We start from the raw sequence: 21,287 nt of genomic DNA on the forward strand, positions 1-21,287 counted from the left end.
TTACCAAGTCAAAGAATAAAGATCCGAAGTCTACACCTCGGATCTTTTTTAGGCTTAAGCTTTAAAGCTGACACCATTTTCTTTCAATTTTTTAACTGTCGCAGGTCCGACACCCTTGAGGGCAAGAACTTCTTCTTCAGTCACAGTAGCAAAAGCCTCTGCTGAAGTCAAACCTTCATTGTAAAGAGTCTCTACAAGGTTTGAACGAAGGCCTTCAACTTCTGGAAGTTCTGCAAAAGCTTCAAGACTAAGGTCTTTTGCTGCTACTTCTTCCTTAGCAACTGTCTTAGTTTCAGCAACAGGTTGTGGTGCTACTGGTGGCACTGGTGGAACAGGCGCAACTGGTGGAACAGGGGCTTTAACATTATTGAAAAGTCCTTGTTTTTTCAAACGGTGTTTAAAAGCTTTCTTTTTATTTTTTACTTTAGCCATGTTTAGTATTCTCCTATTTTAATCGACGACAACTTTCCATAAAGTACTGTCGCCATTTTCTTTTTCATCCTCTATTAATAGTGACGTTCCCCGAACAAGCCATCTGGCATATCATGGAAACCTTTGCCAGCACGATAGTTGGCAAACTTACCAATTAGGAAATTGTAAGCATCCAATTTGGCTTCATAACGGTAACTTGCATCACGTGCACGCTCATCGCCATCTTCTTCCCAGATTTTCTTGCTAGCGGCCAAGGCCGTTTCGTTTACTTTAACTTGGGTAACAACCCAGGCTTCGAAGTCTTTTAGAAATTCTTGTTCGTAGGTCATATTTTCCTCTTCATTTTAAAAACCAGCTTAACGCTGGCTTCATTTTCTACTAATAGTGTGTAGAGCTCATAGCCTTACAGTCTCCTATTATAACAAATAATTAGAAATTTGACTAGGTTCTAAACTCTGCATATAAGGCTTTAATGTCATTTGGACGTGTGCGGCAGCAACCACCTAAAATCTTAACCCCAAACTGAGCATGCCAATCCTTGCTGTGTTCAACTAAGGTCAGAGCATCCTTATCCTTAGGTTTCCAAGTCTGCGTACTACCATCATAAACCTCACCTGAGTTGGGGTAAGTAATGAGAGCTTTTCCAGCATTTTTAAGAACAGTAAGAGCCTGATTATACAGCAGAGGCGAACTACAGTTAATTCCTAGAGCCAAGATTTGGTCTGACTGGGCAACAAGCTGGGCAATCTCATCTAGAGAAGTCCCATCACTGATAGTTCCTGGTTCTTGGACTGTAAAACTGATATAAGCTTCAGCTTCTGGAAATTCTTCAGCCAGAAGTTCAATCAAAGCTTGTGCTTCCAGACGATTCGGAATGGTTTCCAAAGCCAACAAATCGACACCCTGGTCTAGGAGAATTTGAATTCGAGGACGATGAAACTCCTTGAGAGCCTCTATGGTAATCTGACCATAATCACCAGTGTACTCAGAACCATTGGCCAAATAGGCTGCGTAAGGACCGACATCACCAGAGATCAATGGATAAGGACGATTAGCTTTCTCACTGTCATCCAAAGTTGCCCAGACCTTATCGCGTGCATTCTTTGCCAACTGAACTGTCAAGGCAATAATCTGCTCCGCTTCTTTCTCATTAAGTCCAACGTCTATCAAGCCTGGCAAGGTTGCCTGATAAGACGATGTGGTAATCAAATCAGCCCCAGCAGCTACATAGGTTTCGTGGATTTTTTGAATAACTTCTGGCTTTTCAAGCAGGTACTTGGCTGACCAGAGTTTGCCAGAAATATCATAACCCAAGCTCTCCATCTCTGTTCCCAGAGCCCCATGAAGAATGAGGGGAGATTTATTCTCTAAATAGTCTTTAAATATTGCCATACAAGGCCTCCTTACCATTTTTTAAAGCGAAGGTAGTGATAGAGGTAGCAGAAAATCATGAAAGGAATACCAAAGTAGAGTCCCGCACGCTGCGAACTATCCCAAGCAATCCCGAGAACAGAAATGGCCAAGAGAACGATTGTAATATAAGGTAGGATTGGGTTAAACGGCGTCTTGTAGTCCAACTCATCATCAGAATGTTCTAAATTCCACTGTTTACGGAAGTTGATTTGTGCCATAGGAATAGAGAGCCAGACAACAACAACTGCAAATCCAGCGATTGATACCAAAGCTAGGTAAACTGTATCTGCTGCATAGATACTTGAAAAGAGCGATAAAACTGCTCCTGCCATAGAAATCAAAAGAGCTGTCATTGGAACACCATGCTTATTAATTTTCACTAGCTTTTTATTGAGCATCCCCTCATTGGCCAAAGACCACAGCATACGGCTTGACGCATAAAGTCCTGAATTTCCAGCAGAAAGGATAGCTGTCAAGATAACAAAGTTCATGATGTCCGCCGCAAATGGAATTCCCATCTTGTCAAAGACATCAACGAAAGGTGCTGAAGAAACTCCTGCTTCTTTCATTGGAAGTAGCGAAGCCAAGACCACAATAGTCAAAACAAAGAAGATCACCAAACGACCAATTGTTGTTTTAATCGCCCGAGGAACTGCCTCTTTAGGGTTGTCCGTTTCACCAGCCGCTATACCGATTAACTCTGTTCCTGAAAAGGCATAGTTAACAGCCAACATAACTGACACAATGGCAATACCGCCATTTGGAAAGAGACCATTAGCCGTCAAGTGCTTGAACATAATGGCCTCATGGTGACCATCAAAACTCACCAATTCAAACATAGCCCCAAGACCTAGTATGATGAAAACTAAAATAGCAATGACTTTTATTGACGAGAAGAAGGACTCTGCTTCCGCAAAAGACCTCACACTCAGAGCATTAATCCCAAAAATCACCAAGGCAAAGAATGCCGCAAAAATCCAAGCCGGAACTGATGGAAACCAACGTTGCATCAACATGGCAGCACCGAGAAATTCTGTTCCCAGGGCTACCGTCCAACAAATCCAATAAAGCCAAGCTACCGTAAAGCCGGTTCCCGGACTGATAAATTTAGTAGCATAGGTGTGAAAGGATCCTGTTACTGGCATGGCAACAGCTAGCTCACCTAATGAAAGCATGACCAAGTAAACAACAATAGCTCCCACAAGATAAGATAGGATAGCTCCAAGGGGTCCAGCTTGTGCAATCGTATAGCCTGAACTCAAGAAAAGACCAGTACCAATGACACCACCCAGCGATAGCATAAAGAGGTGTCGAGAAGTCATCTTCCGTTGGAACTGACCCTCATTTTCATAATTATGGTTTTCCATAGATTCCTCCAATATATGTGATAAAACAAGCTTATCACAATATCATTTCCTTGGATAATAAGTGAAAACTATCAAAGAGATAGTTAAAGACTATCACAAGAAAAAAACTCGGATTTCTCCGAGCTTTTCTTACAATTCTGCCAAAATCGTATCCCATGCTTCATCATAACCGTCACGTGTGACAGATGAAAAGACGATGAAATGGTCATTTTTATCAAAATTGAGTTTTTTCTTAATGATAGATTCGTGCTTATTCCATTTTCCGCGAGGAATCTTGTCAGCCTTAGTCGCCACAACAATAACTGGAATTTCATAATACTTAAGAAATTCATACATTTGGATATCGTCTTGAGTTGGTTCATGTCGGAGGTCAACCAAGCTAACAACCACACGAAGATTGTCTCGAGTCACGAGGTACTCCTCAATCATTTTCCCCCATTTGGCACGTTCTTTTTTAGAAACACGGGCATAACCGTAACCTGGCACATCCACAAAGCGTAGCTTGTCGTCAATATTGTAGAAATTGAGCAACTGGGTTTTTCCTGGTTTCCCAGAAGTACGTGCTAGGTTTTTACGACCAAGAAGTGTATTGATAAAGCTTGATTTACCAACATTCGAGCGTCCTGCTAGGGCAACCTCAGGGAGGTCATCCTGGGGATAGTGACTCTTATTTGCTGCACTGAGCAAAATCTCAGCATTGTGCGTATTTAGGACTTGTTCTTCAGCCATAGGTCCTCCTTACGCTGTTTCCAAAACTGGAGCAGCTGTACCGTCAACGGCTTCTTTAGTAATACGAACCTTAGTCACATCTTCCTGGCTAGGAATTTCAAACATGACATCCATCATGACTTCTTCAATGATAGAGCGAAGCCCACGCGCACCAGTCTTACGTTCAATCGCCTTACTTGCAATAGCTTCAAGAGCATCCTGGTCAAACTCAAGTTCAACCCCATCATAAGACAAGAGGGTTTGATACTGTTTAACCAAGGCATTTCTAGGCTCTGTCAAGATACGAACCAAGTCATCCACCGTTAACTGTTCAAGGGCCGCAAGGACTGGCAAACGTCCGATAAACTCGGGGATAAGACCGAATTTTTGGATATCTTCAGCCACAATTTCTTGCATGTATGATGAGTCATCATCAATAGCCTTATTATTTTGACCAAAACCAATGATTTTCTCACCAAGACGTTGCTTAACGATATCTTCGATACCATCAAAAGCACCACCTACGATAAAAAGAATATTCTTTGTATCAATTTGAATCATCTCTTGGTTAGGGTGTTTACGGCCACCTTGAGGTGGAACGCTAGCTACTGTTCCTTCGATAATCTTCAAGAGGGCTTGTTGAACCCCTTCACCAGAAACGTCACGAGTGATTGATACGTTTTCACCTTTTTTAGCAATCTTATCAATCTCGTCGACATAGATGATGCCACGTTCCGCACGTTCAATATTGAAGTCTGCCGCTTGGATCAGTTTGAGGAGGATATTTTCCACGTCCTCACCCACATAACCTGCCTCAGTCAATGATGTCGCATCCGCAATCGCGAAAGGAACATTCAAGCTACGAGCCAAGGTCTGAGCCAAGAAAGTCTTCCCTGAACCAGTTGGTCCAATCATGAGAATATTTGATTTTTGCAAATCAACATCATTGTCTTCACGACTTTCTGTGAAGTTGATACGTTTATAGTGGTTGTAAACAGCTACCGCCAAGGCACGTTTAGCACGGTCTTGCCCCACGACATAATTGTTCAAAATATCCAAAAGTTCTTTTGGCTTTGGTGTTTCAGCCAAGTCAGCCAAAACTTCTTCTGCCATTTCCTCACGAATGATTTCTTGTGACAAGGCCACACATTCGTTACAGATAAAGACGCCATTGCCGGCAATAATTTTCTTTACTTCTTCTTGGTTTTTGCCACAAAATGAACAATAAACCATTTCTTCATTACGATTTCCAGCCATTTATTCCTCACTCTTTTCTAAAATAGGGTGCCATAGAAGGCGTGAATAGTATTGACAAGGTTGGTAAAAGCATTTAAAAAGAGAAAAACTGCTAACCCATAACGTTTCTTGCGAAAGGCAGGAATGGCAGAGAGCACACAAAGTACCCCCAATAATGCAGTAAATAACCCAAAAACACTACGTTGCATGAACCTAGTCTCCTTCTTTTTCATAGCGACTTATGATAAAGTCGTAGGCATTTTTATCATCCTTGGCCACACGTTCGTGTGATACCTCTTTAAATGCCGTCATATCTAGTTGTGGAAAATACGTGTCTCCCTCTAAATCAGCCTCAATAGTTGTCTTGATGAGTGCATCATAATGTCCATCAAAAGCCTTGTAGACACCAGCACCACCAGCAATATAGAGATCCTTATCTTGCTGTTCAAACCAGGCTAGGGCTTCCTCAACACTCGTAACGGTCGTTACACCCTCACAGTCGAAGTCCTCGTCTCGTGTCAAAATCAAGGTTTCACGTCCTGGCAGGCAACGACGGTTCATGCCATCAAAGGTCACACGCCCCATGAGAATTGCTGAGCCCATGGTCGTTTTCTTGAAATGTGCCAGTTCAGCAGGCAAATGCCAAGGCATGGTGTGATTCTTCCCAATAACATGGTTACGAGCTTCCGCCCAAATAGCAATGAGTTGTTTAGACAAAGTATTTCCTTTTCTTTTTAAGTTTACAATCCATTCTAACAAAAAAAGAGAAAAAGAGCTTGGAAAAAACTTTGCCAGCTCTTTATGGACTTAAATTATCAACGTTTATTAAATTGCTAAGTCAAATTTGAGTTGAGGCTTAACAGGATCATAGTCAACCAATTCAAAATCTTCCGGTTTGATATCAAAGAAATTAGTTCCATCAGGAATATTGAGGACTAAACGTGGTTGGCAATCAGATGGCTGACGTTTGAGAAGTTCTTCAGCTTGCTCAAATTGATTGTCATAGATATGGAGGTTGTTGATGAAATAAAAGAATTTACCAACTTTCCAACCAAAGTGCTTGGCAATCATCATCTGAAGAGCCACATACTGCATGGCATTAATATGATGAGCCACCAACATATCGTTAGAGCGTTGCGTCAAAGTGGCGTCCAAATAAATGTCCTCACCCACACGACGAACATCAAACATGGTTTGGAAAGCACAAGGCTGAAGTCCTGCTGTCTCCTCGAAGGCCTCGTAATCCCAAAGGGAGATGACATTGCGACGATTCCATGGATTAGCCTCCAACTGAGCCAGCAAACGGTTAATGATATCGTGCTTCTTAACGACCGCCCCATAACGCTGACCAATTGAACGCTTGTCCCCATTATTGGCAGGCACGCCTTCAACTTCCCAATCATTCCAATAATGCACATTATACTTGTCTTCAAGGACATCTAGGCTGTTTGTCTGGTCTTGATAAATCCAAAACACTTCTTTGATAGCAGATTTGATAGCGATAGGACGAAGAGTGGTAATTGGAAACTCTCCCTTGCTCAAGTCATATTCTGCAAAAGCTCCAGTGATGTATTTGGAATTGGCTGTCGTACCATCCTTATATTTAGGACGTGCTTGCTCTGACCAAACGCCTTCTTCCATGATTTTAGTGATATTTTCTTTAAAAATAGTGTCTGCTTTTGTCATGATTTTCCTCTTTATTCAATGTCACATTTAACGCTCGCAACATATATAGAAACAACTTTACTTCTCTAACATAGCTAGAAAACTACTAGAGTGCCACTTCAATTTTACCTTATTCTGGTGTAAATGAGAAATATAAGCTATGGAATAGCAAAAGTAAGTCGTGTAAAATCCCCCAGTTCCTATCAAAAAATAAGATATAACTAACTATCAAAGTTTTTTCAAGGCGAAAGCGCTCTTTTATGGTAAAATCACTATAGATTAGTATCATCTGGATACTCTACAATGAAGAAAAAAGGAAACATCATATGTCTATTGGAATTGATAAGATTGGTTTTGCGACCAGTCAATATGTTCTAAAAATGGCTGATCTCGCTCTTGCCCGTGGGGCGGAGCCTGAAAAATTCAGCAAGGGGCTGATGCTTGATGCAACCAGTATTACGCCGATTACAGAAGATATCGTGACGCTTGCCTCTGATGCGGCGGCTGATATTTTAAATGACGACGACAAAAAAGCTATCGATATGGTCATCGTGGCTACTGAGTCTTCCATTGACCAGTCCAAGGCTGCTGCTGTCTATGTTCACAGTCTTTTAGGTATTCAGCCTTTTGCCCGTTCTTTTGAAATGAAGGAAGCTTGTTACGCTGCAACAGCTGGACTTAACTACGCTAAATTGCACGTGGCAGCCCACCCAGATAGCAAAGTTCTGATTATCGCTAGTGATATTGCCCGCTATGGTGTCGGATCTTCTGGGGAGTCAACTCAAGGAGCTGGTGCTGTAGCTATGCTAGTCAGTCAGAATCCACGTATTTTGGAACTTGCTGATGATAATGTGGCACAAACTCGTGATGTCATGGACTTCTGGCGTCCAAACTATAGTTCAACGCCTTATGTTCAAGGCATCTATTCAACCAAACAGTACCTTGACAGTTTGAAGACAACTTGGGCAGCTTATCAAGAACGCCATCAGGCTGACTTTGCTGATTTTGCCGCTTTTTGTCTCCACCTTCCTTATCCTAAGCTAGCTCTTAAGGGACTTAACAAGATTATTCCAAAAGATTTGAATCCAGAGAATAAAGAGCGTCTGACAAATAACTTTGATGCTTCAATTACCTATAGTCGTCAAATTGGAAACATCTATACAGGGTCACTCTATCTTGGACTTCTTTCTTTGCTTGAACAGTCGCAAGACCTTAAAGCCGGAGATAAGATTGGCTTCTTCTCTTACGGTTCTGGAGCTGTCTCTGAAATTTTCTCAGGACGTCTGGTTGAAGGTTACAAAGACCTGCTTCGTTCGGATCGTCTAGATATCTTTGCCAAACGTCAACACTTGAGCGTTTCTGATTATGAAAAACTTTTCTATGAAGAGGCTCAGTTGGATGACACTGGTTCTACTCAATTCGCTGATTACCAAACCGGAGCTTTCCGTTTAGCCGAAATCTCTGAACACCAACGTATCTACAAAGGAAATTAATATGACTAAACTCTCTTGGACTGGTTTTTCCAAGAAGACACCGCAAGAACGTAAGGAGCATTTGAAAAAGAATGCTCTTTTGTCTCAGGAAAATCAAGATCTTCTGGATAAGGACCAACAACTTGCCCTTGAAACAGCCAATCAAATGGCTGAAAATGTTATTGGTCGATTCACACTACCCTTTGCCATTTGCCCAGATGTATTGGTAGATGGTGTGACCTATCAGGTTCCCATGGTTACCGAGGAACCCTCAGTTGTGGCTGCTGCTTCCTATGCTAGCAAGCTCATTAAGCGCTCTGGCGGTTTCACAACTACGATTCATGACCGTCAGATGATTGGCCAAGTCGCCCTCTTTGATGTCCCTGATAAGGTTTCTGCTTCAAGCAAAATTCAAGCAGCCAGTCAGGAACTTATTGAGATTGCCAAAGAGGCTCACCCTTCTATTGTTAAGCGTGGGGGTGGCCCTCGCAAGCTCTGGACTGAGACTAAAGGAAACTTCCTCATTGTCTATCTAGCCGTTGATACCCAAGAAGCCATGGGAGCCAATATGGTCAACACCATGATGGAAGCCCTGGTGCCAGAATTAGAAAACCTGTCAGAAGGTCAAAGCCTTATGGCTATTCTCTCAAATCTAGCCACTGAGAGTCTTGTGACAGCGACTTGTCGTCTTAGCACACGCTTCCTCAGTCGAAATAAGGAAGAGGCACATGACCTAGCCAAGAAAATGGAGATGGCCAGCCAACTGGCTCAGGTAGACCCCTACCGAGCAGCTACCCATAACAAGGGAATTTTCAATGGTATCGATGCCCTAGTTATCGCAACCGGAAATGATTGGCGAGCAGTTGAGGCCGGTAGTCATGCCTTTGCTAGCAAGGATGGTAGCTACCGTGGTCTGTCCACATGGACTTATGATCAGGAAGCTAAGGAACTTGTTGGAGAATTAACCCTCCCCATGCCAATCGCAACCCGTGGCGGTTCTATCGGACTTAACCCCAGTGCTTCTATCGCCCATGACTTGCTTAATCATCCAGATGCCAAAACTCTAGCCAGTATCATCGTCTCTCTTGGTTTGGCACAAAATCTGGCTGCTCTCAAAGCTCTGACTTCAACAGGAATTCAAGCAGGACATATGAGACTCCAAGCCAAATCTCTGGCCTTGTTAGCCGGAGCTAGTCCTGAAGAAATGCCTCAAGTTTTGGCTGAACTTCTCAAGGCCAAACATATGAACCAAGAAACTGCACAAGCAATTTTGGAGAAACTCAGAACCCCATAAGAAGTGATTCAAAAGCATAAAAAATCACTCTGCCTTATCACATAAAAAATAAAGATGTTGGAAATTTTATCTCAACATCTTTTTCATATCTTCCAAGTTCTGACTTGACTTGAATTTCTATAATGTTATAATCTAGTTATGAAAACTAGATAAAGAGGTTTTTATAATTTGACAACACAACAATACCCTCTCTGGGAAGAATTACCAGAGATCGAACTCTATTTGGATCAGGTTTTGCTCTATGTCAATCAGGTCACCCAAAGCACTTTGGGACCAAACGACAAGGGGCTAACCGCCTCTATGGTCAATAATTATGTCAAACATGGCCATGTCGCAAAACCCATCAAGAAAAAATATAATGCCGCTCAGGTAGCTAGACTTATTGTCATCACTAGTCTAAAGACCGTCTTTGAGATTTCTGAGATTGCTAAAACCTTGGAAATCCTACGAACAGATGCTGAAAGTCAAAAGAGCTACTACAATGACTTTGTAGCCTGTATGAATGGTCAGTTTCCCCAAGAAGCTCCACAAGTCATACTCTCAGCCTGTCAGACGCTACAATGCTACCGAGCTACTCATCAACTTTTGAACGACCTTGAAGGAGGAAATAATGTCTAATACTGCTACTTTTAATACTTCTCCCAACCTCAAACTCAGTAAAAAACTTAGCTTTGGTGAGGAAGTGGCAAACAGTGTGACTCACGCCGTCGGAGCTGTGGCCATGTTGGTCTTACTGCCAATTACTGCTGTTCATGCCAACAACGGCTACGGCATGACTGCTGCTGTCGGAATGTCTGTTTTCGTTATCAGCCTATTCCTCATGTTTTTGAGCTCAGCCATCTACCATGCTATGGATTACAACTCACCCCACAAGATGGTTCTAAGAATTATTGACCACAGCATGATTTATATCGCCATTGCTGGAAGCTACACCCCTGTTGCCCTCTCATTGGTTGGCGGTTGGCTAGGCTATAGCATCATCATCCTTCAATGGGGAACAACAATTTTTGGTATTCTCTATAAAATCTTTGCTAAAAAAATCAATGAAAAATTCTCCCTCTTCCTCTATCTAATGATGGGATGGTTGGTTATCTTTATCATTCCAGCTATCGTCACTAAGACAGGCCCAGCCTTTTGGGGACTCATGCTTGCTGGAGGATTGTCATACACGGTTGGAGCAGCTTTCTATGCTAAGAAAAAACCATACTTCCACATGATTTGGCACCTCTTCATCATGCTGGCTTCAGCGCTTCAATATCTGGGTATCGTCTACTTCATGCTTCCTTAAGCTAATACCAGACCGCAAGTTGTTATGGTATAATAAGGCATACGGAGGTAAATCATATGAAAAAAGAACTCAGACGAGATCCAAACAACAAAATCATTGCTGGTGTTTGTTCTGGTATTGCTAAATATCTTGATATCGACCCTGTCATTATTCGCCTCATTTGGGCTGCAGCGATTTTCTTATTCGGAACAGGCTTTCTTTTCTACATCATTTGCTGGATTATTATCCCAGAAGAAAGCAAGTGGTAAGTTATCATTGAATATACAAAAAAGTGATACAGACCTAAATTTCTTACCATTTAGGTCTGTATCACTTTCTTTTTTTATTTTCTCAAGCGGAAAATCAAATAGCTGACATTAACAAGGAGTAAAACACTCCAAAGAATGAGAAAGGGAATATTTCCTCGGACAGCATTGTGCCAAATACCTAGGGCGTATAAAGCCATAAAGACTAGTGAGCCTAGAACCGCTGTTCCTTTATTGTTTTGTGGTTGTTTAGACATATGAACCTCCTTTGTTTGCTTTTTCTGAACCGGTTTAAAGCCATAAACCAGAGCGAGAAAAAGTCTGGCTTGGTGTTTAACATCATTTGCCAAAGACCTATGGGACTGGGCATAGATGCCTTTTGGATTGTAGAAAGATTTATCAAACTGTTCAGACGCTTGCTGTCCCCAACGTTTTTTCAATTTGTTGGGTGAACGAAAGCCCCTAGTCATTCGATTACGAAAATCAGGGTCATGTGGTTGGACCGGCTCCACATCCAATTGCCAGTGGCGCTTGAAATTACCATAGTTAAAACTGGCACCATTAACAACCCCACTCTCAGTCACCTGCTCCACATCGACCTCATTGAGAAAATTCCCCTGACTATCCAGAATAAACTCAATCCGATTATAGAGAAGAATTTTCAAATTAACACTTGGAATCCCATCAGGATAAACCGCCTTGCCATCACAGATAGAAATCTTTTGGTGCAAACGTCCCTGATCAAACATGGTGAAAGGCTTCCATCTCAGATAGACAGCCAAAGCTTCTTTATCTGTCATCCCTGGCTTTTTATAATGCGTTCGCACATACTGGGCCTGTTGACTAGAAATCAGGTAACGTAGCTGATGGATTTGTCGCTCTATAGAAACATTCTTAGACAAACTATCATCAGGAAAAGCCAGATCTACCAATTTCACGACATCCTTCCAGAAGGAATCATGCGGTGCTAAGTCAGGATCGAAATAAGATAAAAGGTGTTGGGTTTCTTCAAGCTCTCCCGATAAATCCTCTGGCATCTCTATATAAGCTAACAATAAGCTCAACACCTGCAATGGTTGGTAGTCCCTTTGCCAGTCCTTCCATAAGTGTCGAAAGGCTTTTGAACCAATGAGCATCACATCTCTCCTCAATAACATACGTAAATTTAATCAGTCGTCTCTTTGATGAACCCCTCTATCTTCTCGGACACCTCTTTGGTCTGATAGTGATAAAGATAATGAGGAGCATCATAAAAAGTCACTTCGATATTTTTCTGGTCCTTTGCAAAGCTAGTCGCATAATGCCGCCAGTCCTTCTGGCTAAAACCAGTACCCTCACCATTCGAGACCATCAGTAAGGTTGGAATATGTGAATCAATGCTAGAAGTAACCTTTTTAGCATTTTCCTTAACAGACAGGCTCTCATTTAACATAGCCTTTGATAATATTTGACGATAGGCTATCCGTTGATAGAGGCGGCGGTCGCCACTACTGAGATTGGCATTAGGCACATATAAGCGACTCGGTAAATACCTTAATAAGCCTAATTGACTTCCCCAACGAGCCATACGTAAGATCTGGGGATGCATTGTTAAATGAGAGTAACTTTCTGGTAGGGCCCAATCTAAACCAATGATAGCTTTCACTTCACTAGGGTATTTTTCCTGCCACAGAAGTGTCTCTAAGGAGGCCATCGAATGAGAAAGGATAATATAAGGACCTGAGACATGAGCCCTGGCTAGGGCTTGACGTGTCTCTAAAAGAACCTCAGAAACATCTCGGGACTTGGATGTGTCCTCACTGTAACCATAGCCAACCCTTTCAACAACGACTATCTTATACTGCTTCGAAAGCCCATCATACAAGTCTTTAAAATCTAGAATGGGAGAGGCCGTTCCAGCACCAGATAGAAAAACTAGAATTTGTGCCCCCTCCCCCTTTACAAAAATGCTCATGTCATGGCCATTGACAGACACCATTTGCCCCATAGGTTTGAGAGAAACCTTCTCTCTTTGCAAGGCCAATCTATGGTAAGTAAAGCTAGCCAGTAACAAGACTAGAACTGCTCCCAGCAGAAATAAAAGTCTTTTCCTAAAAACATGCATAGTTTATCCTACTAAAAAGTCAGCTAGCTTAGCTAACCGACTTTCTGATTTATTCGGCATCTGGGCGTGATTTGCGAGCAATATCAGCAAGGATATTTTCTACAAATTCTGACACAGCTTCAGTGTGTGTTTGTTTTTGTCCATAACGACGAACGTTAACAGTTCCGTCTTCCATTTCCTTATCCCCAACAATCAATTGGTAAGGGATTTTTTGTGTTTGAGACGCACGAATCTTGTATTGCATTTTCTCGTTACGTTCATCCACTTCAACACGGATACCACGGTCACGAAGTTGTTTAGCAACTTCCCAAGCGTAATCTGTGTGGGCTTCATTTGAAACTGGAATAACAGTCACTTGTTGAGGTGCCAACCAAGTTGGGAAGGCTCCTTTATAGTTTTCAATAAGGATAGCTGTAAAGCGTTCCATTGTTGAGATAACACCACGGTGAATCATTACTGGACGGTGTTCTTCCCCATCAGCTCCGATGTATTTAAGGTCAAAGCGTTCTGGAAGCAAGAAGTCCAATTGGATAGTAGAAAGTGTTTCTTCATTACCAAGGGCAGTCTTCACTTGGATATCAAGTTTTGGACCGTAGAAGGCAGCTTCACCTTCTGCTTCAAAGTAGTCGAGTTCCATGTCATCCATGGCTGATTTCAACATGCTTTGAGCATTTTCCCACATTTCGTCATTGTCAAAGTATTTGTGAGTATCTTTAGGGTCACGGTATGACAAACGGAAACGATAGTCAGTCAAGTTGAAATCTTCGTAAACGTCGATAATCAATTGAAGCGTACGTTGGAACTCATCTTTGATTTGTTCAGGTGTTACGAAAGTATGACCGTCATTAAGTGACATTTCACGCACACGTTGAAGTCCTGTAAGGGCACCAGATTTTTCATAACGGTGCATCATACCAATTTCAGCGATACGGATAGGCAATTCGCGGTAAGAGTGAACATGGTGTTTGTAAACTTCGATGTGGTGAGGACAGTTCATTGGACGAAGGACAAACTCTTCTCCATCCCCCATATCCATTGGTGGGAACATGTCTTCACGGTAGTGATCCCAGTGACCTGAAGTTTTGTATAGCTCAACTGAGGCAATTGGTGGAGTGTATACGTGTTGGTAGCCTGCTGCTACTTCCTTGTCCACGATGTAGCGTTCCAAGACACGACGAATTGTCGCACCGTTTGGCAACCAGAATGGAAGACCTTGACCAACCTCTTGAGAAATCATGAACAAATCAAGTTCTTTACCAAGTTTACGGTGGTCACGTTCTTTAGCTTCTTCAAGGCGTTTAAGGTAAGCCTTGAGATCTTTTTTATCGAACCAAGCTGTACCGTAGATACGTTGCATCATAGCATTATCGCTATTTCCACGCCAGTAAGCACCTGCAACATTCAAAAGGTGGAAGACTTGGATACGACCAGTTGATGGTACGTGTGGGCCACGGCAAAGGTCAACGTACTCACCTTGACGGTAGATAGTCAAACCACCTTCGTCTTCTGAGTGCTCTTCAATCAATTCCAATTTATATGGGTCATTTTTGAAGATTTCACGCGCTTCGTCTTTAGTCACTTCTTCACGGATTGATGGGAAGTTTTCTTTAACGATTTTCTTCATTTCTTCTTCGATACGAGGAAGGTCTTCGTTAGAAATTTGACCAGCTTCATTGTCAGTATCGTAGTAGAAACCATCTTCGATAGCTGGACCAACACCCAAATGAATATCTGGGAAAAGGCGACGAGCTGCTTGGGCAAACAAGTGAGCCGCTGAGTGACGCAAGATTGGAAGAGCGTCTTCGTGATCAGGTGTCACGATTTCGATGCTTCCATCTTCAGTGATCGCACGAGTTGTGTCAATCAATTTGCCGTTAAATTTACCAGCAAGAGCTTTCTTAGCCAAAGAGTTGCTGATAGATTGTGCAATTTCAAAAGTTGTAACGCCAGATTCGAATTCACGAACAGCGCCATCTGGGAAAGTAATGTTAATCATCGTATTCTCCTTTATTATTGTTAGCATGAATAATTTCGAGGTGCTCTTGAAATCAGGAACAGAAACGTTTTACTATCTTAAATATAAAAAAGCGACATCCTCAAAAGGACGTCGCAACGTGGTTCCACCTTAGTTCATGTACGACAAAAAACGAGTCTGTCCTACACCTCTGATTGGCTCTAACGTGGCCACCGTTTTATGTTTGCATAAAAAGTTAATCGAGTAGTCCCAATCATGTCCTCTGCGTGATTTCCAGCACCACACGCTCTCTGAAAGATTTCCCATGACTGATATGTCTCTATGCGTTATTATAGCATGAAACTGTAATTTTTCAAGCTAATTATCTCTTTTATTAATCAATTCTAAGATTTTATCTGACTAGAAAAATCTGGTAGCTTTCCTAATCCAAAAGTTTCGTGATATTTCTGATTTTCTTGACCTGTTTGGCTGATCCTTTGAGGATACGAACAGAGCCATTAACAGGCAAGGTAATAGCCTTAGTTGGCAAATAAGTTACCATACGCGTCAAGCGCTTCATGGTACTATCTTCACCATTCAAATCATTGTGGAAATCCTTAGAAATCGTAAGGTCCAAGTAATACTCATACACACGTTTTCCAAAGTTTTCCGCAGAAATTTCATAAAGCTTGTCAGCCCACTTAGTTTCGTCTTTTTCTGGTGTTGCAATGGCAGCTTCCAAAATGGCCCCGGCTAAATCATTATCATGATAATAAAGCGTTCCAAACATCTGGTCTGTAATCACATTATCCAAATAAGGATTTCCATGAGCGATGATAGGGGTACCACTAGCCAAAGCTTCCAGATAGGTCAAGCCCTGAGTCTCACTGGTTGATGCCGAAATAAAGAAATCAGCAGCCTTATAATAAAGTGCTGTCTCACTAGGCGCAATCATACCTGTGAAAACCACCTTGTCCTGAATACCAAGTTTTTTGGCTTGAGACTTAAGATCTGGTAGGTAAGGACCATCACCGGCCACTACCAAACGCACCTTGTCATCTTCCTCCAAAACAGAAGGGAGAGCAGCCAGCACAGCCTGGATGTTTTTCTCATAGGATACACGAGAGAGGCTCAACAACATGGTCTCATCAGAAGCAATACCAAGCTTGGCTCTCAAGTCCGCCACATCATCTTCAGTAATCTCTGGACGTTGGAACTTTTCAAGTTCAATCCCAGTTGGAATGACACGTTTTTCAGCTGCAACCTTGTACTTGAGCAAAAGGTCATAAACAATCTCACTCGGACAGATAACTCCATCCAAATCGCTCATAAAGCCACGAACAATGTACTTAACCATACTTGGACGGATAACCATACCTTTGGCAATATAGCGGACATAGTCTTCATACTGAGTATGGTAGGTATGCACTACAGGAATCCTAAGTTCGCGTGCAATGGCAATCCCTAGCAGACCTAGTGAAAACTCTGTCTGCGTATGAATAATATCAAGCTTATATTGTTTGGCAATCTCTAGTGCCTTGGAAAAGCCACGATAAGCTACACGGCGGTCCTTAAAAGCAAAGAAAGGCACACTCGGAATACGGACAATCTGCCAGTCTTCATAGCGGTCAACATCTCTATCAGTCGTGGTAAAGATAAAGACTGTATGTCCCATTTTTTCCAACTGCGTCTTCAGCGTGCGAATACTGGTCGCAACACCTGATACCTGTGGAAAATAGGTATCTGTAAACAATCCGATACGCATTTAAATCTCCAATACTTCTTTGTAGGCTTCAACAAGCTTTTGGGCGACATCATCAATCGAGCGACTTTCTGCAACCTTATAGCCTTCTTCACGTTTGTCCACTTTACCATCGATAATATCTTGCAAGGCTACTACAAATTCGTCCACGTTGTGCCCAAATGAGGCCGATTTGTCATCAACCCAGCCTTCATAAACAGGAATATCACGCAAGACCACATGCTGGTGACTGGCAAAGGCTTCTAGCACCACAATCCCTTCAGTTTCCTCGTAAGATGGGAAAAAGAAGGCGTTAGCACCACTCATAGCTCCTTGGAAGACGGCTCCCTTGAAATAACCTGGGAAGCTGACATTATCAGGATGCTTACCATTGACAATGTCTCGAATCTTCTTAGGGATCAACCATTTACTGATACTACCTAACCAAATGAAACGAACATGAGGCATCTTTTCGGCAACCTTGACGAAATCTTCAATTCCCTTGCGTTGGAAATAAAGCCCCGCACAAATAACCACTGGCTGTCCTTCCCCGATACCAAAATAGTCTCGGAAAACTTCTTCCTTACGTGGATCCTTACCGTATTTTTTCAGATCAATCCCATTTGAAACAGCAATGATTGGTGTGGTAACTCCGTAAGACTGAATCAATTTTTTGGAATACTCAGATGGCGTAATCACGTAATCGGCCTTTTGGTACATGTGGGCCAAATATTTCCCAAAAAGTGGGGCCAAGAGGTTAGAACCGATGAATGAATTTTCAAAGTCCTCACGTGTCGAATGACCATGCATGATGACCTTCTTGCCACGGCGTTTTGCAGCATGCAACAACATCAAGCTGCGTGGCCCATAAGTATTAATATGAACGACATCATAATCACCCAAGATGTCCGTTGTATAGGGAATCCCCGCCAAGTCCAAGGCATGCATCTGATGGTGGAGAGCCCGTCCGATTCCTGATTTTTCAAGAACCGATTTTCCTTCAAGATAAAGTAGAACTTTCATACTCTTCATTATAGCTTAATTTAGTAGAAATTTCATCTTGCAGTTGGCTTTATCTTGATTTCTCATTTAATGAGATAGGCGGCCAAATACTAAAAAAGATCGAGAATACTCGATCTTTTAGGTCATCATCTTAAACATCTTTACGGCGACGATGGCTATATGCTACACCCATGACTGCTGCCACACCGAGGGCAAGCAAGGCAGTATCGTTAGCTTGACCAGTCTCTGGAAGTTGAGGTCCTGATTTCTCAGAGGATTGAACTGGCTTAGCTGGTTTTGGAGTCACCGGTGGAGTAGGCGGAGTTGGGGGTGTTGGGGGTGTTGGCGGAACCACTGGTGGTTTAGGTGGGACACTTGGTGGTGTCGGTGGTGTTGGCGGTGTTGGAGGAATGTAACTATTGTTAAATTCTGTATCCAAAGGAAGGAGAACGGCTGCTACCAGCAGATTTTCCTTTTCACCTACAGTCTTAGTAACGGTCACCTGGAACTTAGCCACCATGTTATCATAAACCACGTCAGCTTCATTGCCCTTGACTTCTTCAACAGTGTAGTAGTAAACACCTGGTTTGTCGTAGACAATATTTCCAAAACTAATATTTCCTTGTGCATTATTGGTCACTGTTTGGATAACATTACCCTTGTCGTCCTTGAGAACGAAACTAAACTCACCATCTTTGAGGTTACGACCTGTAAGAACCTTGGTCAATTCGAATTTAGCCTTAGCTGGTTGCACATCTTTAACATAGTTATTGAAAACAGTGTCTTTTGGATTAGCAACTGTTGATACCAAAGCATCACCATCTCGTGTCACTGTAATCCAGACAGTCGCTTTCATACCATCATAGATGATATCTTCGTTAGTTCCCTTAACTTCTTCAACAGTGTAAGTGTAGGTTCCTGCCTTATCAAAGTGAAGTTCACTAAAGGCAACACGGCCATCAGCTGTATTACCAACAGTTTCGACAATATGGCCGGCACTATCTTTGAGGACAAATTGGAACTCATTAGCAGTCAAAGTTTGGTTTACACCTGCCTTAGTCAATTCCTTACTGAACTGAATAGCGGCTTTAGCTGGAGTCACAAACTTATTGTTAAAGATAGTGTCTTTAGGATTAACCACGGTTGAAACAAGGGCGTCGCCATCACGTGTTACCGTGATAGAAACAGCAGCTTTCATGCTGTCATAAACAATTGAGTCATCCTTACCTGTAAGCTCTTCAACAGTGTAGTTGTAAGTACCTACCTTGTTAAAGGTTAACTCACTAAAAGCAACCTGACCATCAGCTGTATTACCAACAGTTTCAAGGACTTTTCCAAAACGGTCTTTGAGAACAAATTGGAATTGATCTGCTTTTAGATCTTGTTTAACGCCTGCCTTGGTCAATTCCTTACCAAATGCAATTTTGGCCTTGGCTGGTGTTACCAATTTATTGTTAAAGATAATGTCTTCTGGATAGGCAACCTTGGCAACCAATTTGACTTGATTGTCCACAGTTTCACGAACAACCTGAATGGTGATATTGGCTTCTAGTTTGTCATAGACCACATCTTCGTCATTACCTGCAACCTCTGTCACACGATAACGATAGATGCCTGGCTTACTGAGTGAGAGATCTGAAAAAACGATTTTACCCTTGGCATCATTAGTGGTTTCCCCTAAGTCAACAGGATTGGCACTATCAGTCACATCAACCAATTTGAAGGTAAATTCTTTGTCCTTGAGGTTTCTGCCTGCCAAGTCCTTCTCAAACTCAAGATTGAAATACGTTTGTTGTTCACCACCTGCATTTCCACGACCTCCAACTAAACGTACTTCATAATCATAATTTTTTGTCTCAGCATTCGTGTATAGGTTAACTTTATTCGTAGTATTATTCTGATTAGATGTTAGCTTTCCTAATCGTGTTTGATACCAAATATAAACCATACGATCTAGCTGATTAAGATTAAGTTCGAATTTAGTATCGTCGTGAGAAAAACTCTTGATTAACTCCATAGCAGATCCCTTGTCAATCCAAGGATCTGCTGAATCAATATAGCGAAGCTGTAGAGATCCATCCACAAATTTTTGGTTATCAGACCAGGTATCAATCAATTGAAGGTTATTTAAAACACGCCTAGCATAATTAACACACATCCCCCAATTAATCAAAGTAGGATCATTCTTATCTTGACTACCCCACTTAGAAATAATTTCATCTTCTGGGATAGGATTAGCTTTCCCAACTGTAACATCTATAATATGGCCATCAAAATCAAGGTGTAAATGTTCCCCACCTTCAAAATCCTCTGAAAAGAGAGTATCTAACTCTAAATTCATAAATTTCCCGATAGGATAATCTTCAAAATAACGATTAAATGTGGTTTCAATTTTGTTTGTCTTGGGATCAACCTGAGCAATCCCTACAACTTCGTTATTAGGATTGTAAACATTAACACTATAACCCGTCCTAAACTGTAATGCACTTGGTATAGTGAGAATGACCTTATCACCTGAATTAATAGCTATATCATCAGGAAAAGGAATATTGTGATAAACAACCTTGTTAGTCGCGTACTTATTATTACCATTTGGAAATTCCATTTCCACATCAGGATTTTGAATATGGATTTCAGTTCCTATCTTTGTCACCTTGACATCCGCTGAGACGGGATTGGTCGAGTTGGTAATCTTAAGTCCAAAATTATCAAAAGACGTTGTGCTACTATTCTTTGCTTCTGCAAGAGCACTAGCTTCACGTGTCTCATTAACGGCTACAGGTGTCTCACTGAGCCCCTCACTAGTCTTATCTTGTGATGTACTCGTTTGTTCAGAGCTTGCAACCGTTTGCTCTTGAACCGCAGCTTCACTAGTAACAGCAGTCACTGAAATAGCACTGATACTTTCTGCATGAACGGTAGGTTCAACTGTCGCTTCATGACTTGAGACACTAGTGCTTGTCCTTTGGCCCCCACCATCAGACTCGCTAGCTTCCTCAAGTACACTCGTCGCTGGTTGCCCTTTAGGCTCCTCAGCTTGCTCTGCTTTGGCGGTACTCACACCAAAAACTGCAAACAAAAGTAAGACCGATGCAACGCCCACCGTAAACTTACGAATGGAGAAACGTTGCCTCGAATCACCGAATCGGTTATTCATGATTCTATCCTCCCATTATTACAAATCTTAACATTTTTGTAACCCTTTTCATTTTGGATTATACACTATTTTCAGAATTTTGCAAGAAAATTATTTACCTATTTAGATGTTTTGTAAAGCTTTCTAAGATATCAATAGATAGTGAATTTTGTAAACCCTTATATTATAAGCTTTCTTTCGGGACCCCTCTTTTAATATTGTTTTTATTT

Annotated in this window: 20 protein-coding genes; 5 read left to right on the top strand and 15 right to left on the bottom strand. The window is 41.9% G+C overall.

Annotated features, from left to right (window positions below; translation table 11 throughout):
* Window positions 1-54: 54 nt before the first annotated feature.
* The 9 genes from NSQ79_RS07230 to NSQ79_RS07270 all read right to left on the bottom strand — a co-directional run bounded on the left by NSQ79_RS07230 (window position 55) and on the right by NSQ79_RS07270 (window position 6,842).
* Window positions 55-432, bottom strand: coding sequence for a helix-hairpin-helix domain-containing protein (locus NSQ79_RS07230; RefSeq protein ID WP_002885939.1), 378 nt, complete (start codon window positions 430-432; stop codon window positions 55-57).
* Window positions 433-506: 74 nt separating this feature from the next.
* Window positions 507-761, bottom strand: coding sequence for a DUF1912 family protein (locus NSQ79_RS07235; RefSeq protein ID WP_002886199.1), 255 nt, complete (start codon window positions 759-761; stop codon window positions 507-509).
* Between the two features lie 112 nt (window positions 762-873).
* Window positions 874-1,824, bottom strand: coding sequence for a homocysteine S-methyltransferase (gene mmuM / locus NSQ79_RS07240; RefSeq protein WP_049553995.1), 951 nt, complete (start codon window positions 1,822-1,824; stop codon window positions 874-876).
* 11 nt (window positions 1,825-1,835) lie between these two features.
* The gene (locus NSQ79_RS07245) at window positions 1,836-3,212 is read right to left on the bottom strand and encodes an amino acid permease (RefSeq protein WP_049553996.1); all 1,377 of its coding nucleotides are present in this window, start codon (window positions 3,210-3,212) and stop codon (window positions 1,836-1,838) included.
* Window positions 3,213-3,341: 129 nt separating this feature from the next.
* Window positions 3,342-3,941, bottom strand: coding sequence for a ribosome biogenesis GTP-binding protein YihA/YsxC (gene yihA / locus NSQ79_RS07250; RefSeq protein ID WP_002885996.1), 600 nt, complete (start codon window positions 3,939-3,941; stop codon window positions 3,342-3,344).
* 9 nt (window positions 3,942-3,950) lie between these two features.
* Window positions 3,951-5,177: an ATP-dependent Clp protease ATP-binding subunit ClpX gene (clpX, locus tag NSQ79_RS07255; protein ID WP_002890340.1), complete on the bottom strand. Its 1,227-nt coding sequence runs from the start codon at window positions 5,175-5,177 to the stop codon at window positions 3,951-3,953.
* 17 nt (window positions 5,178-5,194) lie between these two features.
* Complete coding sequence (locus NSQ79_RS07260) at window positions 5,195-5,365, bottom strand: hypothetical protein (protein WP_002886174.1); 171 nt, start codon at window positions 5,363-5,365, stop codon at window positions 5,195-5,197.
* Window positions 5,366-5,369: 4 nt separating this feature from the next.
* Window positions 5,370-5,873: a dihydrofolate reductase gene (locus tag NSQ79_RS07265; RefSeq protein WP_045001870.1), complete on the bottom strand. Its 504-nt coding sequence runs from the start codon at window positions 5,871-5,873 to the stop codon at window positions 5,370-5,372.
* A gap of 108 nt (window positions 5,874-5,981) precedes the next feature.
* On the bottom strand, window positions 5,982-6,842 hold the full coding sequence (locus NSQ79_RS07270; protein WP_014633426.1) for a thymidylate synthase: 861 nt from the start codon (window positions 6,840-6,842) through the stop codon (window positions 5,982-5,984).
* Between the two features lie 305 nt (window positions 6,843-7,147).
* Between NSQ79_RS07270 and NSQ79_RS07275 the strand changes: the two genes are divergently transcribed.
* The 5 genes from NSQ79_RS07275 (at window position 7,148) to NSQ79_RS07295 (ending at window position 11,123) form a co-directional block, all read left to right on the top strand.
* Entirely contained in the window at window positions 7,148-8,314 is a 1,167-nt protein-coding gene (locus NSQ79_RS07275) for a hydroxymethylglutaryl-CoA synthase (protein ID WP_014633427.1), read from the top strand.
* A gap of 1 nt (window position 8,315) precedes the next feature.
* Complete coding sequence (locus tag NSQ79_RS07280; protein ID WP_004182960.1) at window positions 8,316-9,587, top strand: hydroxymethylglutaryl-CoA reductase, degradative; 1,272 nt, start codon at window positions 8,316-8,318, stop codon at window positions 9,585-9,587.
* 168 nt (window positions 9,588-9,755) lie between these two features.
* Entirely contained in the window at window positions 9,756-10,205 is a 450-nt protein-coding gene (locus NSQ79_RS07285; protein WP_002885964.1) for a DUF1836 domain-containing protein, read from the top strand.
* Entirely contained in the window at window positions 10,198-10,875 is a 678-nt protein-coding gene (locus NSQ79_RS07290; RefSeq protein ID WP_002886236.1) for a hemolysin III family protein, read from the top strand. Before NSQ79_RS07285 ends, NSQ79_RS07290 begins: the two co-directional genes overlap by 8 nt.
* 56 nt (window positions 10,876-10,931) lie before the next feature.
* Window positions 10,932-11,123, top strand: a complete 192-nt coding sequence (locus tag NSQ79_RS07295; RefSeq protein ID WP_002886147.1) for a PspC domain-containing protein — start codon at window positions 10,932-10,934, stop codon at window positions 11,121-11,123.
* Window positions 11,124-11,197: 74 nt separating this feature from the next.
* On the opposite strand, the gene NSQ79_RS07300 is transcribed toward NSQ79_RS07295, so the two are convergent.
* The 6 genes from NSQ79_RS07300 to NSQ79_RS07325 all read right to left on the bottom strand — a co-directional run bounded on the left by NSQ79_RS07300 (window position 11,198) and on the right by NSQ79_RS07325 (window position 21,078).
* Complete coding sequence (locus tag NSQ79_RS07300; RefSeq protein WP_155164733.1) at window positions 11,198-12,256, bottom strand: DUF3114 domain-containing protein; 1,059 nt, start codon at window positions 12,254-12,256, stop codon at window positions 11,198-11,200.
* 29 nt (window positions 12,257-12,285) lie between these two features.
* Complete coding sequence (locus tag NSQ79_RS07305; RefSeq protein ID WP_155164732.1) at window positions 12,286-13,224, bottom strand: alpha/beta hydrolase; 939 nt, start codon at window positions 13,222-13,224, stop codon at window positions 12,286-12,288.
* 49 nt (window positions 13,225-13,273) lie between these two features.
* Window positions 13,274-15,220, bottom strand: coding sequence for a threonine--tRNA ligase (gene thrS, locus NSQ79_RS07310; protein ID WP_155164731.1), 1,947 nt, complete (start codon window positions 15,218-15,220; stop codon window positions 13,274-13,276).
* Between the two features lie 400 nt (window positions 15,221-15,620).
* Entirely contained in the window at window positions 15,621-16,943 is a 1,323-nt protein-coding gene (locus NSQ79_RS07315) for a glycosyltransferase family 4 protein (RefSeq protein WP_118184688.1), read from the bottom strand.
* A complete protein-coding gene (locus NSQ79_RS07320) occupies window positions 16,944-17,942 on the bottom strand; it encodes a glycosyltransferase (protein ID WP_045771897.1) in 999 nt (332 codons plus the stop codon).
* Between the two features lie 130 nt (window positions 17,943-18,072).
* Entirely contained in the window at window positions 18,073-21,078 is a 3,006-nt protein-coding gene (locus NSQ79_RS07325; protein ID WP_164332197.1) for an FctA domain-containing protein, read from the bottom strand.
* Between the last annotated feature and the right edge of the window lie 209 nt (window positions 21,079-21,287).

Source organism: Streptococcus sp. FSL W7-1342 (genome assembly GCF_037966635.1).
Taxonomy (GTDB): Bacteria; Bacillota; Bacilli; order Lactobacillales; family Streptococcaceae; genus Streptococcus; species Streptococcus salivarius_D.

Bases quoted from the DNA above. Each gene is read 5' to 3' on its own strand.
- NSQ79_RS07230 (WP_002885939.1), bottom strand. From the start codon at position 432: ATGGCTAAAGTAAAAAATAAAAAGAAAGCTTTTAAACACCGTTTGAAA.
- NSQ79_RS07235 (WP_002886199.1), bottom strand. From the start codon at position 761: ATGACCTACGAACAAGAATTTCTAAAAGACTTCGAAGCCTGGGTTGTT.
- mmuM (WP_049553995.1), bottom strand. From the start codon at position 1,824: ATGGCAATATTTAAAGACTATTTAGAGAATAAATCTCCCCTCATTCTT.
- NSQ79_RS07245 (WP_049553996.1), bottom strand. From the start codon at position 3,212: ATGGAAAACCATAATTATGAAAATGAGGGTCAGTTCCAACGGAAGATG.
- yihA (WP_002885996.1), bottom strand. From the start codon at position 3,941: ATGGCTGAAGAACAAGTCCTAAATACGCACAATGCTGAGATTTTGCTC.
- clpX (WP_002890340.1), bottom strand. From the start codon at position 5,177: ATGGCTGGAAATCGTAATGAAGAAATGGTTTATTGTTCATTTTGTGGC.
- NSQ79_RS07260 (WP_002886174.1), bottom strand. From the start codon at position 5,365: ATGCAACGTAGTGTTTTTGGGTTATTTACTGCATTATTGGGGGTACTT.
- NSQ79_RS07270 (WP_014633426.1), bottom strand. From the start codon at position 6,842: ATGACAAAAGCAGACACTATTTTTAAAGAAAATATCACTAAAATCATG.
- NSQ79_RS07275 (WP_014633427.1), top strand. From the start codon at position 7,148: ATGTCTATTGGAATTGATAAGATTGGTTTTGCGACCAGTCAATATGTT.
- NSQ79_RS07280 (WP_004182960.1), top strand. From the start codon at position 8,316: ATGACTAAACTCTCTTGGACTGGTTTTTCCAAGAAGACACCGCAAGAA.
- NSQ79_RS07290 (WP_002886236.1), top strand. From the start codon at position 10,198: ATGTCTAATACTGCTACTTTTAATACTTCTCCCAACCTCAAACTCAGT.
- NSQ79_RS07295 (WP_002886147.1), top strand. From the start codon at position 10,932: ATGAAAAAAGAACTCAGACGAGATCCAAACAACAAAATCATTGCTGGT.
- NSQ79_RS07300 (WP_155164733.1), bottom strand. From the start codon at position 12,256: ATGCTCATTGGTTCAAAAGCCTTTCGACACTTATGGAAGGACTGGCAA.
- NSQ79_RS07305 (WP_155164732.1), bottom strand. From the start codon at position 13,224: ATGCATGTTTTTAGGAAAAGACTTTTATTTCTGCTGGGAGCAGTTCTA.
- thrS (WP_155164731.1), bottom strand. From the start codon at position 15,220: ATGATTAACATTACTTTCCCAGATGGCGCTGTTCGTGAATTCGAATCT.
- NSQ79_RS07315 (WP_118184688.1), bottom strand. From the start codon at position 16,943: ATGCGTATCGGATTGTTTACAGATACCTATTTTCCACAGGTATCAGGT.
- NSQ79_RS07320 (WP_045771897.1), bottom strand. From the start codon at position 17,942: ATGAAAGTTCTACTTTATCTTGAAGGAAAATCGGTTCTTGAAAAATCA.
- NSQ79_RS07325 (WP_164332197.1), bottom strand. From the start codon at position 21,078: ATGAATAACCGATTCGGTGATTCGAGGCAACGTTTCTCCATTCGTAAG.